Origin of the sequence: Nocardioides pollutisoli, assembly GCF_040045055.1 — a bacterium.
In the GTDB taxonomy this organism is placed as follows: Bacteria; Actinomycetota; Actinomycetes; order Propionibacteriales; family Nocardioidaceae; genus Nocardioides; species Nocardioides tweenelious.
The window spans coordinates 1,416,255-1,431,876 of sequence record NZ_JBDZDU010000001.1 but is presented as its reverse complement, the minus strand read 5'-3'; the positions used below and the strand labels follow the sequence as shown (position 1 = coordinate 1,431,876).

General features: G+C 71.8%; 17 protein-coding genes. 11 read left to right on the top strand and 6 right to left on the bottom strand.

Annotation, left to right across the window (positions count from 1 at the left end; all coding sequences use genetic code 11):
- Positions 1 to 24 precede the first annotated feature (24 nt).
- From ABLE68_RS07035 to ABLE68_RS07025, 3 genes are all read left to right on the top strand, one after another.
- On the top strand, positions 25 to 789 hold the full coding sequence (locus ABLE68_RS07035; protein ID WP_348870601.1) for a crotonase/enoyl-CoA hydratase family protein: 765 nt from the start codon (positions 25 to 27) through the stop codon (positions 787 to 789).
- 246 nt (positions 790 to 1,035) lie between these two features.
- Positions 1,036 to 1,707: a PQ-loop domain-containing transporter gene (locus ABLE68_RS07030; protein ID WP_348870600.1), complete on the top strand. Its 672-nt coding sequence runs from the start codon at positions 1,036 to 1,038 to the stop codon at positions 1,705 to 1,707.
- A 25-nt stretch (positions 1,708 to 1,732) separates the two neighbouring features.
- Positions 1,733 to 2,284, top strand: coding sequence for a dihydrofolate reductase family protein (locus tag ABLE68_RS07025; RefSeq protein WP_348870599.1), 552 nt, complete (start codon positions 1,733 to 1,735; stop codon positions 2,282 to 2,284).
- Between the two features lies 1 nt (position 2,285).
- On the opposite strand, the gene ABLE68_RS07020 is transcribed toward ABLE68_RS07025, so the two are convergent.
- A complete protein-coding gene (locus ABLE68_RS07020) occupies positions 2,286 to 3,101 on the bottom strand; it encodes an SDR family oxidoreductase (RefSeq protein WP_348870598.1) in 816 nt (271 codons plus the stop codon).
- Positions 3,102 to 3,166: 65 nt separating this feature from the next.
- Here ABLE68_RS07020 and ABLE68_RS07015 point away from each other — a divergent pair, with 65 nt between their 5' ends.
- Positions 3,167 to 3,634: a PGPGW domain-containing protein gene (locus tag ABLE68_RS07015; protein WP_348870597.1), complete on the top strand. Its 468-nt coding sequence runs from the start codon at positions 3,167 to 3,169 to the stop codon at positions 3,632 to 3,634.
- On the opposite strand, the gene ABLE68_RS07010 is transcribed toward ABLE68_RS07015, so the two are convergent.
- Positions 3,577 to 4,224: a CPBP family intramembrane glutamic endopeptidase gene (locus ABLE68_RS07010; protein WP_348870596.1), complete on the bottom strand. Its 648-nt coding sequence runs from the start codon at positions 4,222 to 4,224 to the stop codon at positions 3,577 to 3,579. The two genes, ABLE68_RS07015 and ABLE68_RS07010, sit on opposite strands and share 58 nt — an antisense overlap.
- Before the next feature lie 46 nt (positions 4,225 to 4,270).
- On the opposite strand from ABLE68_RS07010, the gene ABLE68_RS07005 reads away from it, so the two are divergent.
- A complete protein-coding gene (locus ABLE68_RS07005) occupies positions 4,271 to 4,762 on the top strand; it encodes a nuclear transport factor 2 family protein (protein ID WP_348870595.1) in 492 nt (163 codons plus the stop codon).
- Positions 4,763 to 4,784: 22 nt separating this feature from the next.
- Positions 4,785 to 6,350, top strand: a complete 1,566-nt coding sequence (locus ABLE68_RS07000) for a Na+/H+ antiporter (protein ID WP_348870594.1) — start codon at positions 4,785 to 4,787, stop codon at positions 6,348 to 6,350.
- Between the two features lie 96 nt (positions 6,351 to 6,446).
- Here ABLE68_RS07000 and ABLE68_RS06995 read toward each other — a convergent pair whose 3' ends face one another.
- From ABLE68_RS06995 to ABLE68_RS06980, 4 genes are all read right to left on the bottom strand, one after another.
- Positions 6,447 to 7,175, bottom strand: coding sequence for a hypothetical protein (locus tag ABLE68_RS06995; RefSeq protein WP_348870593.1), 729 nt, complete (start codon positions 7,173 to 7,175; stop codon positions 6,447 to 6,449).
- A gap of 116 nt (positions 7,176 to 7,291) precedes the next feature.
- Complete coding sequence (locus ABLE68_RS06990; protein WP_348870592.1) at positions 7,292 to 8,530, bottom strand: S1C family serine protease; 1,239 nt, start codon at positions 8,528 to 8,530, stop codon at positions 7,292 to 7,294.
- A gap of 68 nt (positions 8,531 to 8,598) precedes the next feature.
- Positions 8,599 to 9,771 carry a 4-hydroxybenzoate 3-monooxygenase gene (locus ABLE68_RS06985; protein ID WP_348870591.1) on the bottom strand — a complete coding sequence of 391 codons (1,173 nt, stop codon included), beginning with the start codon at positions 9,769 to 9,771 and terminating at the stop codon, positions 8,599 to 8,601.
- A gap of 144 nt (positions 9,772 to 9,915) precedes the next feature.
- Positions 9,916 to 10,668 (bottom strand): IclR family transcriptional regulator, encoded by a 753-nt coding sequence (locus ABLE68_RS06980; RefSeq protein WP_348870590.1) that lies wholly within the window; start codon positions 10,666 to 10,668, stop codon positions 9,916 to 9,918.
- Between the two features lie 71 nt (positions 10,669 to 10,739).
- Here ABLE68_RS06980 and pcaH point away from each other — a divergent pair, with 71 nt between their 5' ends.
- From pcaH to ABLE68_RS06955, 5 genes are read left to right on the top strand one after another with little or no spacing between them, the layout of a single operon-like run.
- Positions 10,740 to 11,498: a protocatechuate 3,4-dioxygenase subunit beta gene (gene pcaH, locus ABLE68_RS06975; protein ID WP_348870589.1), complete on the top strand. Its 759-nt coding sequence runs from the start codon at positions 10,740 to 10,742 to the stop codon at positions 11,496 to 11,498.
- Positions 11,495 to 11,998: a protocatechuate 3,4-dioxygenase subunit alpha gene (pcaG, locus tag ABLE68_RS06970; protein ID WP_348870588.1), complete on the top strand. Its 504-nt coding sequence runs from the start codon at positions 11,495 to 11,497 to the stop codon at positions 11,996 to 11,998. The genes pcaH and pcaG overlap by 4 nt, the downstream gene beginning before the upstream one ends.
- Before the next feature lie 4 nt (positions 11,999 to 12,002).
- Positions 12,003 to 13,097, top strand: a complete 1,095-nt coding sequence (locus ABLE68_RS06965) for a lyase family protein (RefSeq protein ID WP_348870587.1) — start codon at positions 12,003 to 12,005, stop codon at positions 13,095 to 13,097.
- On the top strand, positions 13,094 to 14,284 hold the full coding sequence (gene pcaDC / locus ABLE68_RS06960) for a bifunctional 3-oxoadipate enol-lactonase/4-carboxymuconolactone decarboxylase PcaDC (RefSeq protein WP_348870586.1): 1,191 nt from the start codon (positions 13,094 to 13,096) through the stop codon (positions 14,282 to 14,284). The genes ABLE68_RS06965 and pcaDC overlap by 4 nt, the downstream gene beginning before the upstream one ends.
- Positions 14,281 to 15,456 (top strand): thiolase family protein, encoded by a 1,176-nt coding sequence (locus ABLE68_RS06955; RefSeq protein ID WP_348870585.1) that lies wholly within the window; start codon positions 14,281 to 14,283, stop codon positions 15,454 to 15,456. Before pcaDC ends, ABLE68_RS06955 begins: the two co-directional genes overlap by 4 nt.
- Positions 15,457 to 15,622 lie beyond the last annotated feature (166 nt).

The following is a 15,622-nucleotide window of genomic DNA, read 5'->3' as shown; positions in this document are numbered from 1 at the left end:
GCGAAACCAACAGGAAGGAGCACCATGTCCGACGAGGTCCTGGTCGAGCAGCGCGACGGCGTCCAGATCATCACGATCAACCGCCCCGAGGCCAAGAACGCCATCAACGGCGCGGTCGCCGCGGGCATCGCGGCTGCGGTCGACGAGCTCGACGCGAGCGACGAGCTCTGGGTCGGCGTCCTGACCGGCGCCGGCGGCACCTTCTGCGCCGGCATGGACCTCAAGGCGTTCCTCGGCGGTGAGGTGCCCACCATCGAGGGCCGCGGCCTGGGTGGGATCACCGAGCGCCCGCCGCGCAAGCCGCTGATCGGCGCGGTCGAGGGCTGGGCCGTGGCGGGTGGCTTCGAGCTGCTGCTGGCCTGTGACCTGGTGGTCGCCGCCGAGACCGCCAAGCTCGGCGTGCCCGAGGTGAAGCGCGCGCTGGTCGCGGGTGCGGGCGCTGCGATGCTGCTGCCGCAGCGGATCCCCCAGGCGATCGCGCTGGAGATGCTGCTGACCGGTGAGCCGATCACGGCCGCCCGGGCCGCAGAGCTGGGCCTGGTCAACCGGGTGACCGCCGAGGGCGGTGCGCTCGACGGGGCCATCGCGCTCGCCGCGACGATCGCGGGCAACGGTCCGCTCGCGGTCGCGATCACCAAGGAGATCGCCCGGACGGCGCCCGGCTGGTCGGCCGAGGAGATGTGGGCGCGCCAGGGCGAGCTGATGATGCCGGTCTTCGTCTCCGAGGACGCTGCCGAGGGTGCCACCGCCTTCGCCGAGAAGCGCCCGCCGGTCTGGAAGGGTCGCTGAAACCGGTTTTTCGGACCGATTCTGACCCGAATGTGCCGGAGATCACGCGGTCTGAGGGTCTGCTGACCGCATTATTGGTCGGGAACTACCGGTCTAGCCGGTAATATTTCCTGTGTACTCCCTCGGCTGACCACTCGCCGAGGGCGTACACACCAACCCACAGTCATCACTGACAACGGTCGTCTCGTGCTCAGCACGCGGCGGCCGTTGTCTGTGCTCCCGCAGAACACCCGCAGAAAGAAGCCCGTGAACATCTCGCTCGCGACCGCGATCGGCCTCGCCGGCACGATCCTGGCCGTTGCCTACACCGTCCCCCAGCTCAGCAAGCTCGTCCGGATGCGCTCCGCCGCGGGCGTCAGCGTCGCCGCCCTGGCCAACTCGACGATCAGCGGCATCGCCTGGACGACGTACGGCGTGGTCGCGCACGAGCTCTGGGTCGCGCTGCCGGCCGTCTTCGCGGTGCCCGGCACCGCGGGTGCGATGGTGCTGGCGTGGTTCCGCGGTGGGTCGCGCGAGCGGATGTGGCTCCCCGTCGCCTGGGCGGCGACCATCGCCGCGGCGACGCTCGCGATCCCCGTGGTCGGGCCCGGTCCGATCATCGTGGTGCTCGGCTGCTCGGTGACCCTGATGGTCGGCCCCGCGGCGATCACCGCCTGGCGCAGTCACGACGTGTCGGCGCTGGCCGCGTCGGCCTGGGCGATGCTGATCGTCGACGCCCTGCTCGCCGGTGCCTACGGCTTCCTCGCCGACCTGGACGCGAACCTGATCTACGCGATGGTCGCGATCACCGGCTCGCTGGCGATCCTGGTCCGGATCGCGACCCCCGCGCACGTGCACGCCCGTCTGGTGCCGTTGACGGTTCTCGACACGGTCGTCGACCCGGACGTCTCGCGCGACGAGCTCAGCCTGGCCGCCTGACCCGCGCAGGGGAGATGCTGGGCCGGTGGCCCGACTCATCTACTCCGCGATCGCGTCCCTCGACGGCTACACCGTCGACTCCGACGGCAGGTTCGACTGGTGCGCCCCCGACGAGGAGGTGCACGCGGCGGTCAACGAGCAGGAGCGGTCGGTGGGCACCTACCTCTACGGCCGCCGGATGTACGACGTCATGCAGGTCTGGCAGACCTGGGACACCTCCGACGAGCCGGCCGTCGTGCAGGACTTCGCCGAGCTCTGGCGGGCCGCCGACAAGGTCGTCTACTCCCGCACCCTGACCGAGCCGGCGACGCCGCGCACCCGGATCGAGCGCGAGCTCGACCCTGGCGCCGTACGCCGCCTCGCGGACGAGGCCGACCGGGACGTGTCGATCGCCGGGCCGACCGTCGCCGCTGCGGTGATCCGGGCCGGGATCGTCGACGAGGTGCACCTCTACCTCGCGCCGGTCGTCGTCGGCGGTGGCACCCGGGCGCTCCCGGACGGCGCACGCCTCGACCTGGAGCTGGGCGACGTCCGACGCTTCGAGAGCGGCTTCGTCCGGCTGTCCTACCGCCGCTAGCTCAGCCCTGGGCCTTGTGGGAGATCCACGACCACTCGTCCCAGGTCGCGAGGCGGGACGCGTAGATCGCCTTCACCATCTCGGTCGGGCCGGAGCCGAACAGCACCCGCAGCGGCGGCTCGTCGGCGTCGACCACGTCGAGGATCGCCTGACCCGCGGTGACCGGGTTGCCGGGCTTCTGCGCACCCCGGCGCGCGGCCATCGCCTCGCGGACCGGCTCGTAGACGTCCATCGGGGCGGAGCGCTTCGAGGAGTCGCCGGCCCAGTCGGTGCTGAACCCGCCGGGCTCGACCAGCGTCACGTGGATGCCGAGCGGCCCGACCTCCTGGGCGAGCGCCTCGCTCATGCCCTCGAGCGCCCACTTCGACGCGTGGTAGGCGCCGATGTTGGGGAAGGCGCCGATGCCGCCGATCGTCGAGATCTGCACGATGTGGCCGCTGCCCTGGGCCCGCAGGATCGGCAGCGCCGCCTGCACGACCCAGAGGGCGCCGAAGAAGTTCGTCTCCATCTGGTCGCGGATCTCGCTCTCGGTGAGCTCCTCGACCGCGCCGAAGTGTCCGTAGCCCGCGTTGTTGACCACGATGTCGAGCCGGCCGAACCGCTCGTGGGTCTGCGCGATGCTGGCCTCGACCGCGGCCTTGTCGGTCACGTCGAGGGCGAGGGGGAGCAGGGCGTCGCCGTACGTCGCGACGAGGTCGTCGAGGCTCGTGACGTCGCGGGCGGTGGCGGCGACGCGGTCACCTCGCTCGAGGGCGTTGATGGCGAACTCGCGGCCCAGGCCGCGCGACGTACCGGTGATGTACCAGATCTTGGTCATGGCACCAGACAACTCCTTGGAGTGCGCTCCAGGTCAACCTTGGGCACGTCTGACAGGCTGTCCGCATGAAGGCCCCGGGCGCCAAGGTCCTGCGCAGGATCGCGCTCGAGACCCTCGGCTGGATCCTGATCGTCGCCGGCGTCGCCGCGCTCATCCTGCCCGGGCCGGGGCTGCTGATGCTCGCGGCCGGGCTGGTCATCCTGTCCCAGGAGTACGAGTGGGCCGAGCGCCGGGTCGAGCCGATCAAGGTGCGGGCGCTCCGCGGCGCGGCCGAGGGCGTCGAGAACTGGTTCCGGATCACCCTGTCGTCGCTGCTCGGGCTCGGCCTGATCGCCTGCGGCGTCGTCTGGATCGCCGGGCCTGCGGTCCCGTCGTGGTGGCCGTTCCGCGACAGCTGGTGGCTGCCGGGTGGGGCGGCGACCGGGGTCACCCAGGTCCTGTCCGGGCTGATCGCGCTCGCGCTGATCGTCTACAGCTACCGACGCTTCCAGGTGCGCGGCGAGCCGGTGCCCGAGCTGCCTGCTGACGACTGACGCGTCGCGCGGACGACGAGCGCGATGATCGCCAGCCGGCCGACGAGCGAGAAGACGCTCGCCTCGGGGCCGTAGTCGCCGCCGCCGAGCCACTGCGCCCCCGTCGTACGCAGCGTCGCGAAGGCGCCGCTGTAGTCGGTGGTGCCGCTGACCGGGAAGCCGAGGATCGTGCCCTGGACCCAGTTCCAGCCGAAGTGCAGGCCGACCGGCAGCCAGATCCGGCCCCAACCAGAGCCACTGCGGAGATAGGCGACGCCGTACATCACCCCGCCGAGCACGGTGCTCGTCACCGAGAGCGGTGTCGTGCCGTCAGTGGTGAGGAGCTCGACGCCGGCGAAGGCGAGCGACGACAGCACCAGTGCGGCGGCGGCCGAGCCCAGCAGTCGGCGCAGGCCGCCGAGCACCAGCACCCGGAACACCAGCTCCTCGACGAGCCCGCTGATCGCGAAGACGAGGGTGCCGAGAGCGAGCACCTTCAGGTCGAACCCGGTGTCGACGACGTCGACGAGGCCGCACACGGCGATCAGCCCGGTGGTCACCAGCATGCCGGCCGTCGCGATCAGCAGTCCGGTCCGAAGGGCACGCAGCACGACCCGAAGACTAGAACGTGTTCCAGTGGACTGGTTGGATGTCGGCGTGACGTTCAGTGCTGAAGAGATCCAGGAGGCGTACGCCGTCTTCCACGGCCACGTCCAGGGCTACGCGAGCTCCGGGAACTGGGACGGCTTCGCCGACCTGTTCACCGAGGACGCGGTCTACAAGGAGCACGCCTTCGGCGAGTTCCACGGGCGCGAGGAGATTCGGGCCTGGTCGGTGAAGACGATGACGTCGTTCCCCGGCAGCGTGATGACCGGCTTCCCGCTGGCGTGGTCGGTGGTCGACCCGCCGACCTCACGGCTGATCTGCGAGGTGCGCAACCTGATGCCGGACCCGGGCGACGGCAGCGAGCTCGAGGAGTCCAACCTGACGATCATGACCTACGCCGGCGACGGCATGTTCTCCCGCGAGGAGGACGTCTACAACCCGATGCGGTTCGCGAAGATGTCGGTGCGCTGGGCGCGTATCGCAGCCGCACATGGGAACCTCAGTCCTGAAGGTCAGGCCTACCTGGAGCAGTTCGGGGGCTGACCCACCCCAAGGCAGGAGACTCGTGAGCGATCCGTGGCTGCTCGGCGTCCTGCTGGCCGGGGTGATCGCACTGACCCCGCTCGCCGACCTCGTGCGGGTGCCGCAGCCGGTCCTGCTCGCCGTCTTCGGGTTGATAGCCGGGCTGATGCCGTTCGCGGGGCCGCTGGACCTGGAGCCCGACCTGGTGCTCCCGGTCGTCCTCCCGCCGCTGCTGTTCGCGGCCACGCAACGGACCACGTCGACGGAGTTCCGGGCCGAGGCCGAGCGGGTGCTCGCGCTGGCGGTCGGGCTCACGATCTGCACCGCGGTCGCGGTCGCCCTGGTCGCCCACGCGGTCGGTCTGGAGTGGGGGCCGGCCTGGATCCTCGGCGCGATCGTGTCCCCGCCCGACCCCGTCGCGGCGACCGCGGTCGCGCGCAAGCTGCGGTTGCCGGACCGGCTGGTGACCATCCTCGAGGGCGAGGGGATGTTCAACGACGCCACCGCCCTCGTCATGTACAGCGCCGCGCTGGCCGCGGTCGCCACCGGCGAGTTCTCGTACGGCTCCGCCGGCCTGGAGCTGGTCCTCACGCTCGTGGTGGGTGTAGCCGTCGGCTTCGCGGTCGGTCTGGCCACGAAGTGGTTGATCCGCCTGATCCGCGACGCCTACACCGAGACCACGATCACCGTCGTCGTCCCGTTCGTGGCCTACCTCGGCGCCGAGCATCTCCACGGCTCCGGCGTCCTCGCCGTCCTGGTGCTCGGCCTCTACCTGCGCAACGTCGCCCACGAGGAGACGACGTCGCGCGGCTGGCTGCTGGGCCGGTCGGTCTGGGCGTACGCCGACTTCCTGATCACCAGCCTGGCCTTCGCCGTGCTCGGCTTCGAGCTCTCCACGCTGCTCGCCGACGTCCCCGTCACCCGCGAGGTCGTGACGGTGTCGGTCAGCGTCGTGCTCACGGTCGTGCTCCTCCGGATCGCGTGGGTCTTCCCGGTCGGCGGGCTCTTCCGGCTGCTCGCGCGCAAGCAGAACTCGGTGCTGCCCAACGACTGGCGCGAGATCACGGTCGTGTCGTGGTCAGGCATGCGCGGTGTGGTCACGGTCGCGACCGCCGTCGCGATCCCGATGACCACCGACGACGGAGCGTCCTTCCCCGACCGGCACCTGCTCGTGGTCGCCGCGCTGGTGTGCGTGCTCGTGACCCTCGTGGTCCAGGGACTGACGCTGGGCCCGTTGACCTCGTGGCTCGGGGTCGGCGGCGACGCGGACGACGGGGTCGAGGTCGCCGAGCTGCGCGGTCGGGCCGCGGGTGCCGCGCTCGACTACGTCCGCGCCCTCACCGGGCCGGCCAGCACGGACGAGGTCAAGAACGCCGCGATCCTGCAGTACGAGGGCTACCTCGAGGCCCAGCGGGCGATGCACGAGGCCCGGCTGCTCGAGGTCGAGGGCGCCGACCCGGCCGAGGAGCTCGACCAGCTGCTGCGCAAGGCCAGCGACGTCGAGCGCCAGCTGGTGCTCGACGAGCGTCGGCAGGGCAAGGTCAGTGCGGCCGCGGCCGACGAGGTGCTGCGGGACATCGAGTCACGCGCCCTGCGCGACCTCGACTGAACTCGCTCCCCGAAATGCCGGAAGGGACTGCCGTCGCCCCCCACGCGACAGCAGTCCCCTCGACTCCCGAGAGGTAGCCCCCCGGGTCTGGTTCGGTCAAGCAGCTCGTGTGAACGAGGTCTTCGTGCCGAGCAGTCCGCCGTCACAGATCGGCAGCGGCAGACCCAGGTCGCAGACCGGACCCAGCACGGTGCCCGGGTCGGGCGTGCCCCCGCCACCACCGGCGGCGTCGCAGATCTGCTGCGGCAGGCCGGCGTCGCAGAGCTGCTGGATGTCGGCGCCTCCGGACGACGCGTCACAGATCGGCTGCGGCAGGCCGGCGTCGCACAGCGCCTGGATCGGGCTCGCGCCGCCGTTGCCACCCGGGTTGGGCAGCTGGTTGAAGGCGTCGCAGATCTGCTGCGGGAGACCGGCGTCGCAGGCCGGCTGCAGCGGGTTGTCGCCGCCACCGCCGCCGCCACCGCCGTGGCCCTTCTGGCACTTCTTGAGGGCCTTCTTGGCCTTCTTCAGCTGGTGGTGCGCCTTCTTCTGGTGCTTCTTGGCCTTCTTCAGCTTCTTGTCAGCGACCTTCTTCGCGGCGCCCTTGGCCTTCTTCTGGGCCTTCTTCGCCTTCTTGGCCTTCTTGTCCGCCTTGTGCGCGGACTTCTTCGCCTTCTTGACCTTGTGCTTCTGCTTCGTGCACGCGCCGGCCTTGGCGGCTGCGGTGTGGCTCGCGGTGCTGGCGGCACCGCTGGAGCTCGTCGCGTTGGCTCCCGCGTCGACGACGAGCGTCAGCGCGAGTGCCACACACCCGGCGAGGACCACCTTCATCAGGTTCTTGACCATGACTTCTCCCTCGTGGCTTTCGGCCCGACAGGCGCGGGCGCGATCTTCGTACCCAGGGCAACGAGGGGTGAATCGGAAAGTTGTGACGGTCGTCTCACCGGACTAGACCGGACGGATCAGTTGATCGGCGAGGTCCCCAGCGTGACGCTCGCGGTGTGCGACCGGCCGCTCGTGTCGGTCCAGCCGATGGTCACCTTGTCGCCCGGGGCGTAGCCGGCGAGCGTCGAGTGCAGCTCGTCGTACGACGAGAGGGTGGTCCCGTCCAGCGAGGTCAGCGTGTCGCCCGCGGCGATGCCGGCGGAGGCGGCCGCGGATCCGGTCTCGACCGACGCGATCTGCAGGTCGTCGCTGGCGATGCCGATGCCGAGGTAGGCGGACGGGCCGATCTCGACGTCGGCACCCTCCTGGCCGGACTCGATCGCGTCGGCGACCGTGAGGGCGTCGTCGATCGGGACGGCGTAGCTCTCGGTGACGCCGCCGCTCGACGCGGCGGTCGTGATGCCGACGACCTCGCCCTCGGCGTCGAGGAGCGCACCGCCGGAGTAGCCGCCGACGACGTAGGCGTTGGTCTCGATGAGGCCGGTCAGGCGCTCGCCCGCGACCGAGCCCTCCGACTGGGTGTTGATCGACTGGTCGAGCGCGACGACGGACCCGTCCGAGGCGGACAGGTAGCCCTGGCCCTGGGCATTGCCGACGGCGGTCACCGCGTCGGACACGGCCGGCTCGTCGTCGTCGTCGAGGTTGACCGTGGCCAGGCCCGAGGCGCCGTCGAGCTGGAGCACGGCGATGTCGGCCTTCTGGTCGTGGCCGACCACCGTGGCGTCGTACGTCGTGCCGTCGCTGGCGATGGTGACCTTGACCGACGTCGAGCCCTCGACCACGTGGTAGTTGGTGAGCACGATGCCCGACGAGTCGAGGACCAGGCCGGTGCCGGCCGCCTCGCCGTCGGTGAGCGTGGTGTTGATGAGGACCACGCCCTGCGACTGGGCGTCGGTGGCGTTCGACTGCTCGTCGGAGGTCGACTGGCCGTACGGGTCCTGGCCGGACTGGGTGCCCGGGAAGGACGGGATCGTGCCCTCCTGCGGCGCCTGCAGCCCTTCCTGCGGGACCTGCTGAGGCGCGGCCGCACCGGCCGTCGGGGTCGCGGCCGACTGGTCGGCGCGGGTGAGTGCCCAGGTCGACGGCACGGCGATCGAGGCGGCGAGCACGCCGCCGGCGACGGCACCGGCGGCGATGCCGCGCCAGGGGCGACGGCGGGCAGTGGTGGTCTCGGGTGCGGGAGCGGCGGCCTGCGCGAAGGAGCGGTACGGGTCGTACGGGCTGTACGGCGGCGGCGGGGAGTCCGGAGTGGTCATGGAACCACTTCAGCCGACCATCCTGATCCCCTCAGGTGAGAGCGCTGTGGAGTTGCTGTGAAGGCGGCTCAGAACCCGATGGGGAGACCGGCGTAGTTCTCGGCGAGCCCGGTGGCGCCGGCCTCGCTCGACGTGACCCACCGGAGCTGGGAGAGCTGGAGCTGCGCGTCGAACGGGTCGACGCTCGTGTGCAGCATCGTGGTCATCCACCAGGAGAAGTGCGTGCACCGCCAGACCCGACGCAGGGCCGCGTCGGAGTAGCCGTCGGCGAGACCCGGGTCGCCCCGGAGCAGGGCGGCGAGGGCCGGGGCGAGCAGCGCGACGTCGGCGACCGCGAGGTTGAGACCCTTGGCGCCGGTCGGCGGCACGATGTGGGCGGCGTCGCCGGCCAGGAAGAGGCGGCCGTGGCGCATCGGCTGCTGCACGAAGGAGCGCATCGGCAGCACGCTCCGGTCGGTGATCGGTCCGGTCGTCAGCTCCCAGCCGTCCTGGCCGTGACCGAGCCGCGTCTGCAGTGCCGACCAGATCCGGTCGTCGGACCACTGGTCGACGGCGGTGTCGTTCGGGACCTGCAGGTAGAGCCGGGAGACGGTCGCCGAGCGCATCGAGTGCATGGCGAAGCCGTCGGGGTGCCAGGCGTAGATCAGCTCGTCGGTCGACGGGGCCACGTCGGCGAGGATCCCCAACCAGGAGTAGGGATACGTCTTCTCCCAGGTGGTGCGTACGCCGTCGGGCACGGCCGCGCGCGAAGGCCCGAACGACCCGTCGCAGCCGACGACGACATCTGCCTCGAGCCGCTGGTCGACGCCGTCGCGGTCGGTGTAGGTCACCGACGGCCGGTCGGTCTCGAGGTCGTGCAGCGCGGTGTCACTGATCTCGTAGACCACCTCCTGCCCGCGAGCGCTCGCCGCGGCGACCAGGTCCTTCTGCACCTCGGTCTGGCCGTAGACGAAGACCCGGCGGCCGGTGAGCGCCTCGAAGTCGAGGTGGTGCCGCTCGTGGGGCCACTGCAGGTAGATCCCCCGGTGGGCGTCGGCCTCGCGGTCGAGCCGGTCGCCGAGACCGACCTCGCGGAGCAGGTCGACCGACGACTGCTCGAGGATGCCGGCGCGGATCCTGCTCGCGACGTACTCCTCCGACCGGGTCTCGAGGACCACGGACTCGACGCCGTCGGCGGCCAGCAGGTGGGAGAGGAGGAGCCCGGCCGGGCCCGCGCCGATGATGGCGACCTGGGTGCGCATGACGGCAGTGTGGTCGGTCGAGGCGCGGTCCGATCAGGGGAGTGTTCCGCTGGGTGGAAGGTGGCGCCATTGGTGGCGATAACCCCGCAGCCGACGTGCCTGGGTCGGTTCCGGGGTTTCGAGACACGCCCCAGAGGGCCTTCCTCAACCGCCGGTGGTGAGGGCGCGGCCGATGCCGTGGGCGGCGACCTGGAGGGCGCCGACCAGCTTGGGCCGGTCCTTGAGCGACGGCAGCACCAGGCCGAGCGCGGCGACGACGTCCGGGCCGCGGCGTACGGGCACGGCGATCGAGCAGGCGCCGAGGCTCATCTCCTCGGTGGTGGTGGCGTAGCCGTCGCGCAGGGTCTTGCCGAGCTGGCGACGCAGGAGCCCGGGCTGGGTGATCGTGTACGCCGTGACCCGGGGCAGGTCGGACAGGACCGCGTGCTGCACCTCGACCGGCGCGTGGGCGAGCAGCACCTTGCCGACCCCGGTCGCGTGCATCGGCAGCCGCGAGCCGATGCTGCTGACGACCGGCACCGAGGCGTGTCCGGCGAGCCGGTCGACGTAGAGGACCGCCGTGCCGTCGCGCACCGCCAGGTGGACGGTCGCGAGCGTCGCTCCGTACAGGTCGTGGAGGTAGGGCGACGCGACCTCGCGCAGCCCCGTCTGCACGGGCGCGAGCAGACCGAGGTCCCAGAGGCGGCGACCGACTGCGTAGTCACCGGCCGGCGTGCGGCTCAGTGCACCCCAGGCGACCAGCTCGCCGACCAGCCGGTGCGTGGTGGGCATCGGCAGCCCGGCGCGTTCGGAGAGCTGGGTCAGGGTGAGCCGCCGGTGGTGCTCGTCGAACGCGCCGAGCAGCGCCAGCGCGCGTGAGGTGACGGTCGCGCCGGGGGTGGAGGTGTTGCCGGCCATGCGGAGCAGTCTTCCACTGAACGGAAAGAGCCAGTCGTCACCGGCCCGTCGCGAGGCCTACCTTCGCCCACGTGACCGAACTTGCCAGCCAGGCGGAGATCAGCGCCGAGATCGCGACGATCGCCCAGAAGTACGACGCTAGTGGTGTGACGGAGACGGACGTCCGCACCGACTACCCGCCGTACCGCTCCAGCATCCTGCGCCACCCGACCAAGGCACCGCAGCAGGTCGACCCCGAGGGGATCGAGCTGTGGGCGCCGGTCTTCGGTCAGCAGGACGTCGACCCGCTCGAGGCCGACCTGACCATCCAGCACCGCGGCGAGCCGATCGGCGAGCGGATGACCGTGGCCGGCCGGGTGCTCGACGGCGAGGGCCGACCGGTCCGCAACCAGCTGGTCGAGATCTGGCAGGCCAACGCCGGTGGGCGCTACATCCACCAGCGCGACCAGCACCCCGCGCCGCTCGACCCGAACTTCACCGGCACCGGCCGCTGCCTGACCGACGCCGACGGCAACTACGCCTTCACCACGATCAAACCAGGCCCCTACCCGTGGAAGAACCACCAGAACGCCTGGCGGCCGGCGCACATCCACTTCTCGCTCTTCGGTCGCGAGTTCACCCAGCGGCTGATCACCCAGATGTACTTCCCGGGCGACCCGCTGTTCGCGCTCGACCCGATCTACCAGGCGATCACCGACCAGGCGGCCCGCGACCGGCTGGTCGCGACGTACGACCACGACCTGACCCGGCCCGAGTGGAGCCTCGGCTTCCGCTGGGACATCGTGCTCACCGGCAGCCACCGGACCCCGCTCGAGGAGGAGGAAGCATGAGCACCACTCCCACGCCGGGGCAGACCGTCGGCCCGTTCTTCGCCTACGCGCTGCCGTACGACGGGGGCAACGAGCTCGTCCCGCCCACGCGACCCGACGCGGTGCGGCTGCACGGCCGCGTGCTCGACGGCGCCGGCGACCCCGTGCCGGACGCGCTGATCGAGCTCTGGCAGGCCGCCCCCGACGGATCGGTCCCGCGCGCCCCCGGCTCGCTGAGCCGCGACGGCTACACGTTCACCGGGTGGGGGCGTGCCGAGACCGACCGCGCCGGGCACTACCAGTTCACGACGCTGCGCCCCGGCGGCGAGACGCCGTACTTCGCCCTGACCGTCTTCGCCCGCGGGCTGCTCGACCGGCTGTTCACCCGGGCCTACCTCCCGGGTGCCGCACCGGCCGCGTTGTCGAGCCTGTCGACGCGTGCGGACGACCGCGGCTTCGTCTTCGACATCCGGCTGCAGGGTGACGACGAGACCGTCTTCCTCACCTACGCGCAAGACTGAGGCCATGGCGGACCTCTTCTGGCCCGGCGACGAGCGCGCCGGGTCCCACTTCACGGCCGAGGACTTCGTCGGCGCCCTCCTGTCCGTCGAGGAGGACTGGGCCGGCGCTCCCTTCACCGGGCTCGTCGACGCCGAGGACCTCGCGCTCGACGCCGAGGCCGGCGGCAACCCGGTGATCCCGCTGGTCCGGTTGCTCCAGGAGCAGGACCCGGCCGCCCACCGCGGGCTCACCAGCCAGGACGTCGTCGACTCGGCGCTGATGCGGATGGCCGAGGCCGCCGTCGAGTCCCTGCGCCACGACCTGCACTCGCTGCTCGGTCGGCTCGTCGACCTGGCCGAGCAGCACCGCGACACCCCGATGGTGGCCAGGACGCTCACCCAGCACGCGATCCCGACGACGTTCGGCTTCCGGGTCGCAGCCTGGCTCACCGCGGTGCTCGACGCGGACGAGCTCCTCGACGACCTCGACTTCCCGGACCAGATCGGCGGGGCCGCCGGCACCCGTGCGGCCATCGTCGAGCTCGGCCGCGACCTGCCGCTGGGCATCCCGCGGTGGCACACCACCCGCGCGCCGGTCACCAGGCTGGGCGACGCCCTGGTCGGCTGCACGGACGCCTGTGCTCGCATCGCCAACGACGTCCTCACCATGTCGCGCCCCGAGATCGGCGAGCTGGCCGAGGGGAGCGGCGGCGGATCGTCGACGATGCCCAACAAGGCCAACCCGGTCCTCTCCGTGCTGGTCCGGCGGGCCGCGCTCACGACGCCGCAGCTGGCGGCCACGCTGCACGTCGCGGCCGCGTCCCAGGTCGACGACCGCGCCGACGGCGGCTGGCACGCGGAGTGGGCGACCCTGCGCGACCTGGTCCGCCGCACCCTGGTGGCGGCGTCCCAGACCGCCGACCTGGTCGCGGATCTCCGGGTCGATGCCGAGCGGATGGCCTCGACCCTCGCCGCAGCGGGCGACGCGGTGCTCGCCGAGCAGCGATCGATGGCAGCCGCGGCCGGTCACGATCCTGCGCCGTCCTACCTGGGCGACTCCGCGGCGTACGTCGACGCCGTGATCGCCCGTGCCCGCCACACCCTGGAGGAGACCGCATGATCCCCGCCATCACCGCCGTACGCCTGACCGGCGCACGCAACCGCACGGAGCTGCCGCTGCTGGTCCTCGGCCCGTCGCTCGGGACGTCCGCCACCGCACTCTGGTCGTCGTGCGCCTCCGGGCTGACCGCACACTTCGACGTGGTCGCCTGGGACCTTCCTGGCCACGGCCACAACCGGTCGGTGCCGGAGGAGCCCTTCACGATGGCCGAGCTCGCAGCGGGCGTGCTGCGGGTCGTCGACGACATCTCCACCGAGCGCGGCGACGAGGGACCGTTCGCCTACGCCGGCGACTCCGTCGGTGGCTGCGTCGGCCTGCAGCTGATGCTCGACGCGCCCGAAGCGGTCGACTCCGCCGTGCTGCTCTGCACCGGTGCGCAGATCGGCACCCCCCAGCTGTGGCAGGACCGGATCGCCAAGGTCAGCGCGTCCGGCACCTCGGTCATGGTCACCGCCTCGGCCGAGCGGTGGTTCGCCCCCGACTTCCTCGACCGCGAGCCGGGCCGCGGGTCCGCGCTCCTGGTCGCGCTCCAGGACACCGCGGACGCCGGCTACCTCCAGGTGTGCGGCGCGCTCGCGGAGTTCGACGTACGCGACCGGCTTGCGGAGATCGGGGCACCGGTCCTCGCCGTCGCCGGCGCCGCCGACGCGGTCACCCCGCCCGAGGGGCTGCGCGCGATCGCGGACGGCGTGAAGGACGGCCGCTTCGTCACGCTCGACGACGTCGCCCACCTCGCCCCGGCCGAAGCGCCCGAGGCGGTGGCGGCCCTGATCCGCCAGCACGTGCTGGGGGAGGCGCCGCCGCTGGCGTCCTCGGACCGGTACGCCGCCGGGATGGCGGTGCGGCGCGAGGTGCTCGGCAACGAGCACGTCGACCGCGCGACCGCCGGTGCGACCGACCTGACCCGCGAGTTCCAGTCGTTCATCACGGAGTACGCCTGGGGCGAGATCTGGACCCGTCCGGGTCTCGACCGGCGCAGCCGCTCGATGATCACCCTCACCGCGCTGATCGCCCGCGGCCACCACGAGGAGCTCGCGATGCACCTCCGCGCCGCCCTCCGCAACGGCCTCACCGTCGAGGAGATCAAGGAAGTGCTGCTTCAGTCCGCCATCTACTGCGGGGTGCCCGACGCCAACACGGCGTTCCGGATCGCCCAGCAAGTCCTGACTGAGGAAGGTCTCGCATGACAAGCGCGTTCCTGTACGCCGCCGCCCGCACGCCGTTCGGCCGCTTCGGCGGCGCCCTCGCCGAGGTGCGTCCCGACGACCTGGCCGCCGTCGCGATCGAGGGAGTGCTCGCGAAGGCGCTCGGTCTCGACCCGGCCGCGATCGGCGACACGGTCTGGGGCTGCGCCAACCAGGCGGGCGAGGACAACCGCAACGTCGGCCGGATGGCAGTCCTGCTCGCCGGCCTGCCGGTGTCGGTCCCGGCCACGACGGTCAACCGGCTCTGCGGCTCGTCGCTCGACGCCGCGATCATCGGATCGCGCACCATCGAGTCCGGCGATGCCGACGTCGTGCTCACCGGTGGCGTCGAGTCGATGACCCGCGCCCCGTGGGTCCTGCCCAAGCCCAGCAAGGGGTTCCCGGCCGGCAACGTCACCGCGGTGTCGACGACGCTCGGCTGGCGGCTGGTCAACGACCGGATGCCGGCGGAGTGGACGGTCTCGCTCGGCGAGGCCAACGAGCTGCTCCAGGAGAAGTACGCCATCTCCCGCGAGCGGCAGGACGAGTTCGCGGCCCGCTCGCACAACCTGGCGCACGACGCGTGGGAGGCCGGCTTCTACGACGACCTCGTCGTCCCCGTCCCGGACGTCGACCTGACCCGCGACGAAGGCATCCGGCCGGGGTCGTCGGCCGAGAAGCTCGCTGGCCTGAAACCGTCCTTCCGCAAGGACGGCACGATCACCCCCGGCAACGCGTCCCCGCTCAACGACGGCGCTTCCGCCGTGCTCCTCGGGTCGGAGACCGCCGCGATCGGCATCGACCCGATCGCCCGGATCGCGGGCCGCGGGGTGTCCGCGCTCGAGCCGCAGCTCTTCGGCTTCGCCCCCGTCGAGGCCGCCGACCGGGCGCTCGCCCGGGCCGGCATCACCTGGGCCGACGTCTCGGCCATCGAGCTCAACGAGGCCTTCGCCGTGCAGTCGCTCGCCTGCGTCGACGCGTGGAAGGTCGACCCCGAGATCGTCAACGCCAAGGGCGGCGCGATCGCGATCGGCCACCCGCTCGGTGCGTCCGGCGGCCGGATCCTCGGCACCCTCGCCGCACGGCTGCAGGAGTCGGGTGACCGGTACGGCGTGGCGGCGATCTGCATCGGCGTCGGCCAGGCGCTCGCCGTCGTGCTGGAGAACGTGTCGTGAGGATCTCTGGCACCGCGGGTCTGCGCGCCGACGGGCCGGCGGTGGACTGTCCACCTTCTGTCGGGAGTGGTTCGGTGGATCTCGCACCGCCGATGCGGGTGGCGCAGGGCGGCGGTGGGCTGTCCACCTTTGCTCGGGGTCCGCTCGGTGGATCGGCCACCGCCGG

What these genes read in the sequence shown, in the direction of transcription:
- ABLE68_RS07035 (WP_348870601.1), top strand. Translation starts at nt 25, where the DNA reads ATGTCCGACGAGGTCCTGGTCGAGCAGCGCGACGGCGTCCAGATCATC.
- ABLE68_RS07020 (WP_348870598.1), bottom strand. Translation starts at nt 3,101, where the DNA reads ATGACCAAGATCTGGTACATCACCGGTACGTCGCGCGGCCTGGGCCGC.
- ABLE68_RS07015 (WP_348870597.1), top strand. Translation starts at nt 3,167, where the DNA reads ATGAAGGCCCCGGGCGCCAAGGTCCTGCGCAGGATCGCGCTCGAGACC.
- ABLE68_RS06995 (WP_348870593.1), bottom strand. Translation starts at nt 7,175, where the DNA reads ATGGTCAAGAACCTGATGAAGGTGGTCCTCGCCGGGTGTGTGGCACTC.
- ABLE68_RS06990 (WP_348870592.1), bottom strand. Translation starts at nt 8,530, where the DNA reads ATGACCACTCCGGACTCCCCGCCGCCGCCGTACAGCCCGTACGACCCG.
- ABLE68_RS06985 (WP_348870591.1), bottom strand. Translation starts at nt 9,771, where the DNA reads ATGCGCACCCAGGTCGCCATCATCGGCGCGGGCCCGGCCGGGCTCCTC.
- ABLE68_RS06980 (WP_348870590.1), bottom strand. Translation starts at nt 10,668, where the DNA reads ATGGCCGGCAACACCTCCACCCCCGGCGCGACCGTCACCTCACGCGCG.
- pcaG (WP_348870588.1), top strand. Translation starts at nt 11,495, where the DNA reads ATGAGCACCACTCCCACGCCGGGGCAGACCGTCGGCCCGTTCTTCGCC.
- ABLE68_RS06965 (WP_348870587.1), top strand. Translation starts at nt 12,003, where the DNA reads ATGGCGGACCTCTTCTGGCCCGGCGACGAGCGCGCCGGGTCCCACTTC.
- pcaDC (WP_348870586.1), top strand. Translation starts at nt 13,094, where the DNA reads ATGATCCCCGCCATCACCGCCGTACGCCTGACCGGCGCACGCAACCGC.
- ABLE68_RS06955 (WP_348870585.1), top strand. Translation starts at nt 14,281, where the DNA reads ATGACAAGCGCGTTCCTGTACGCCGCCGCCCGCACGCCGTTCGGCCGC.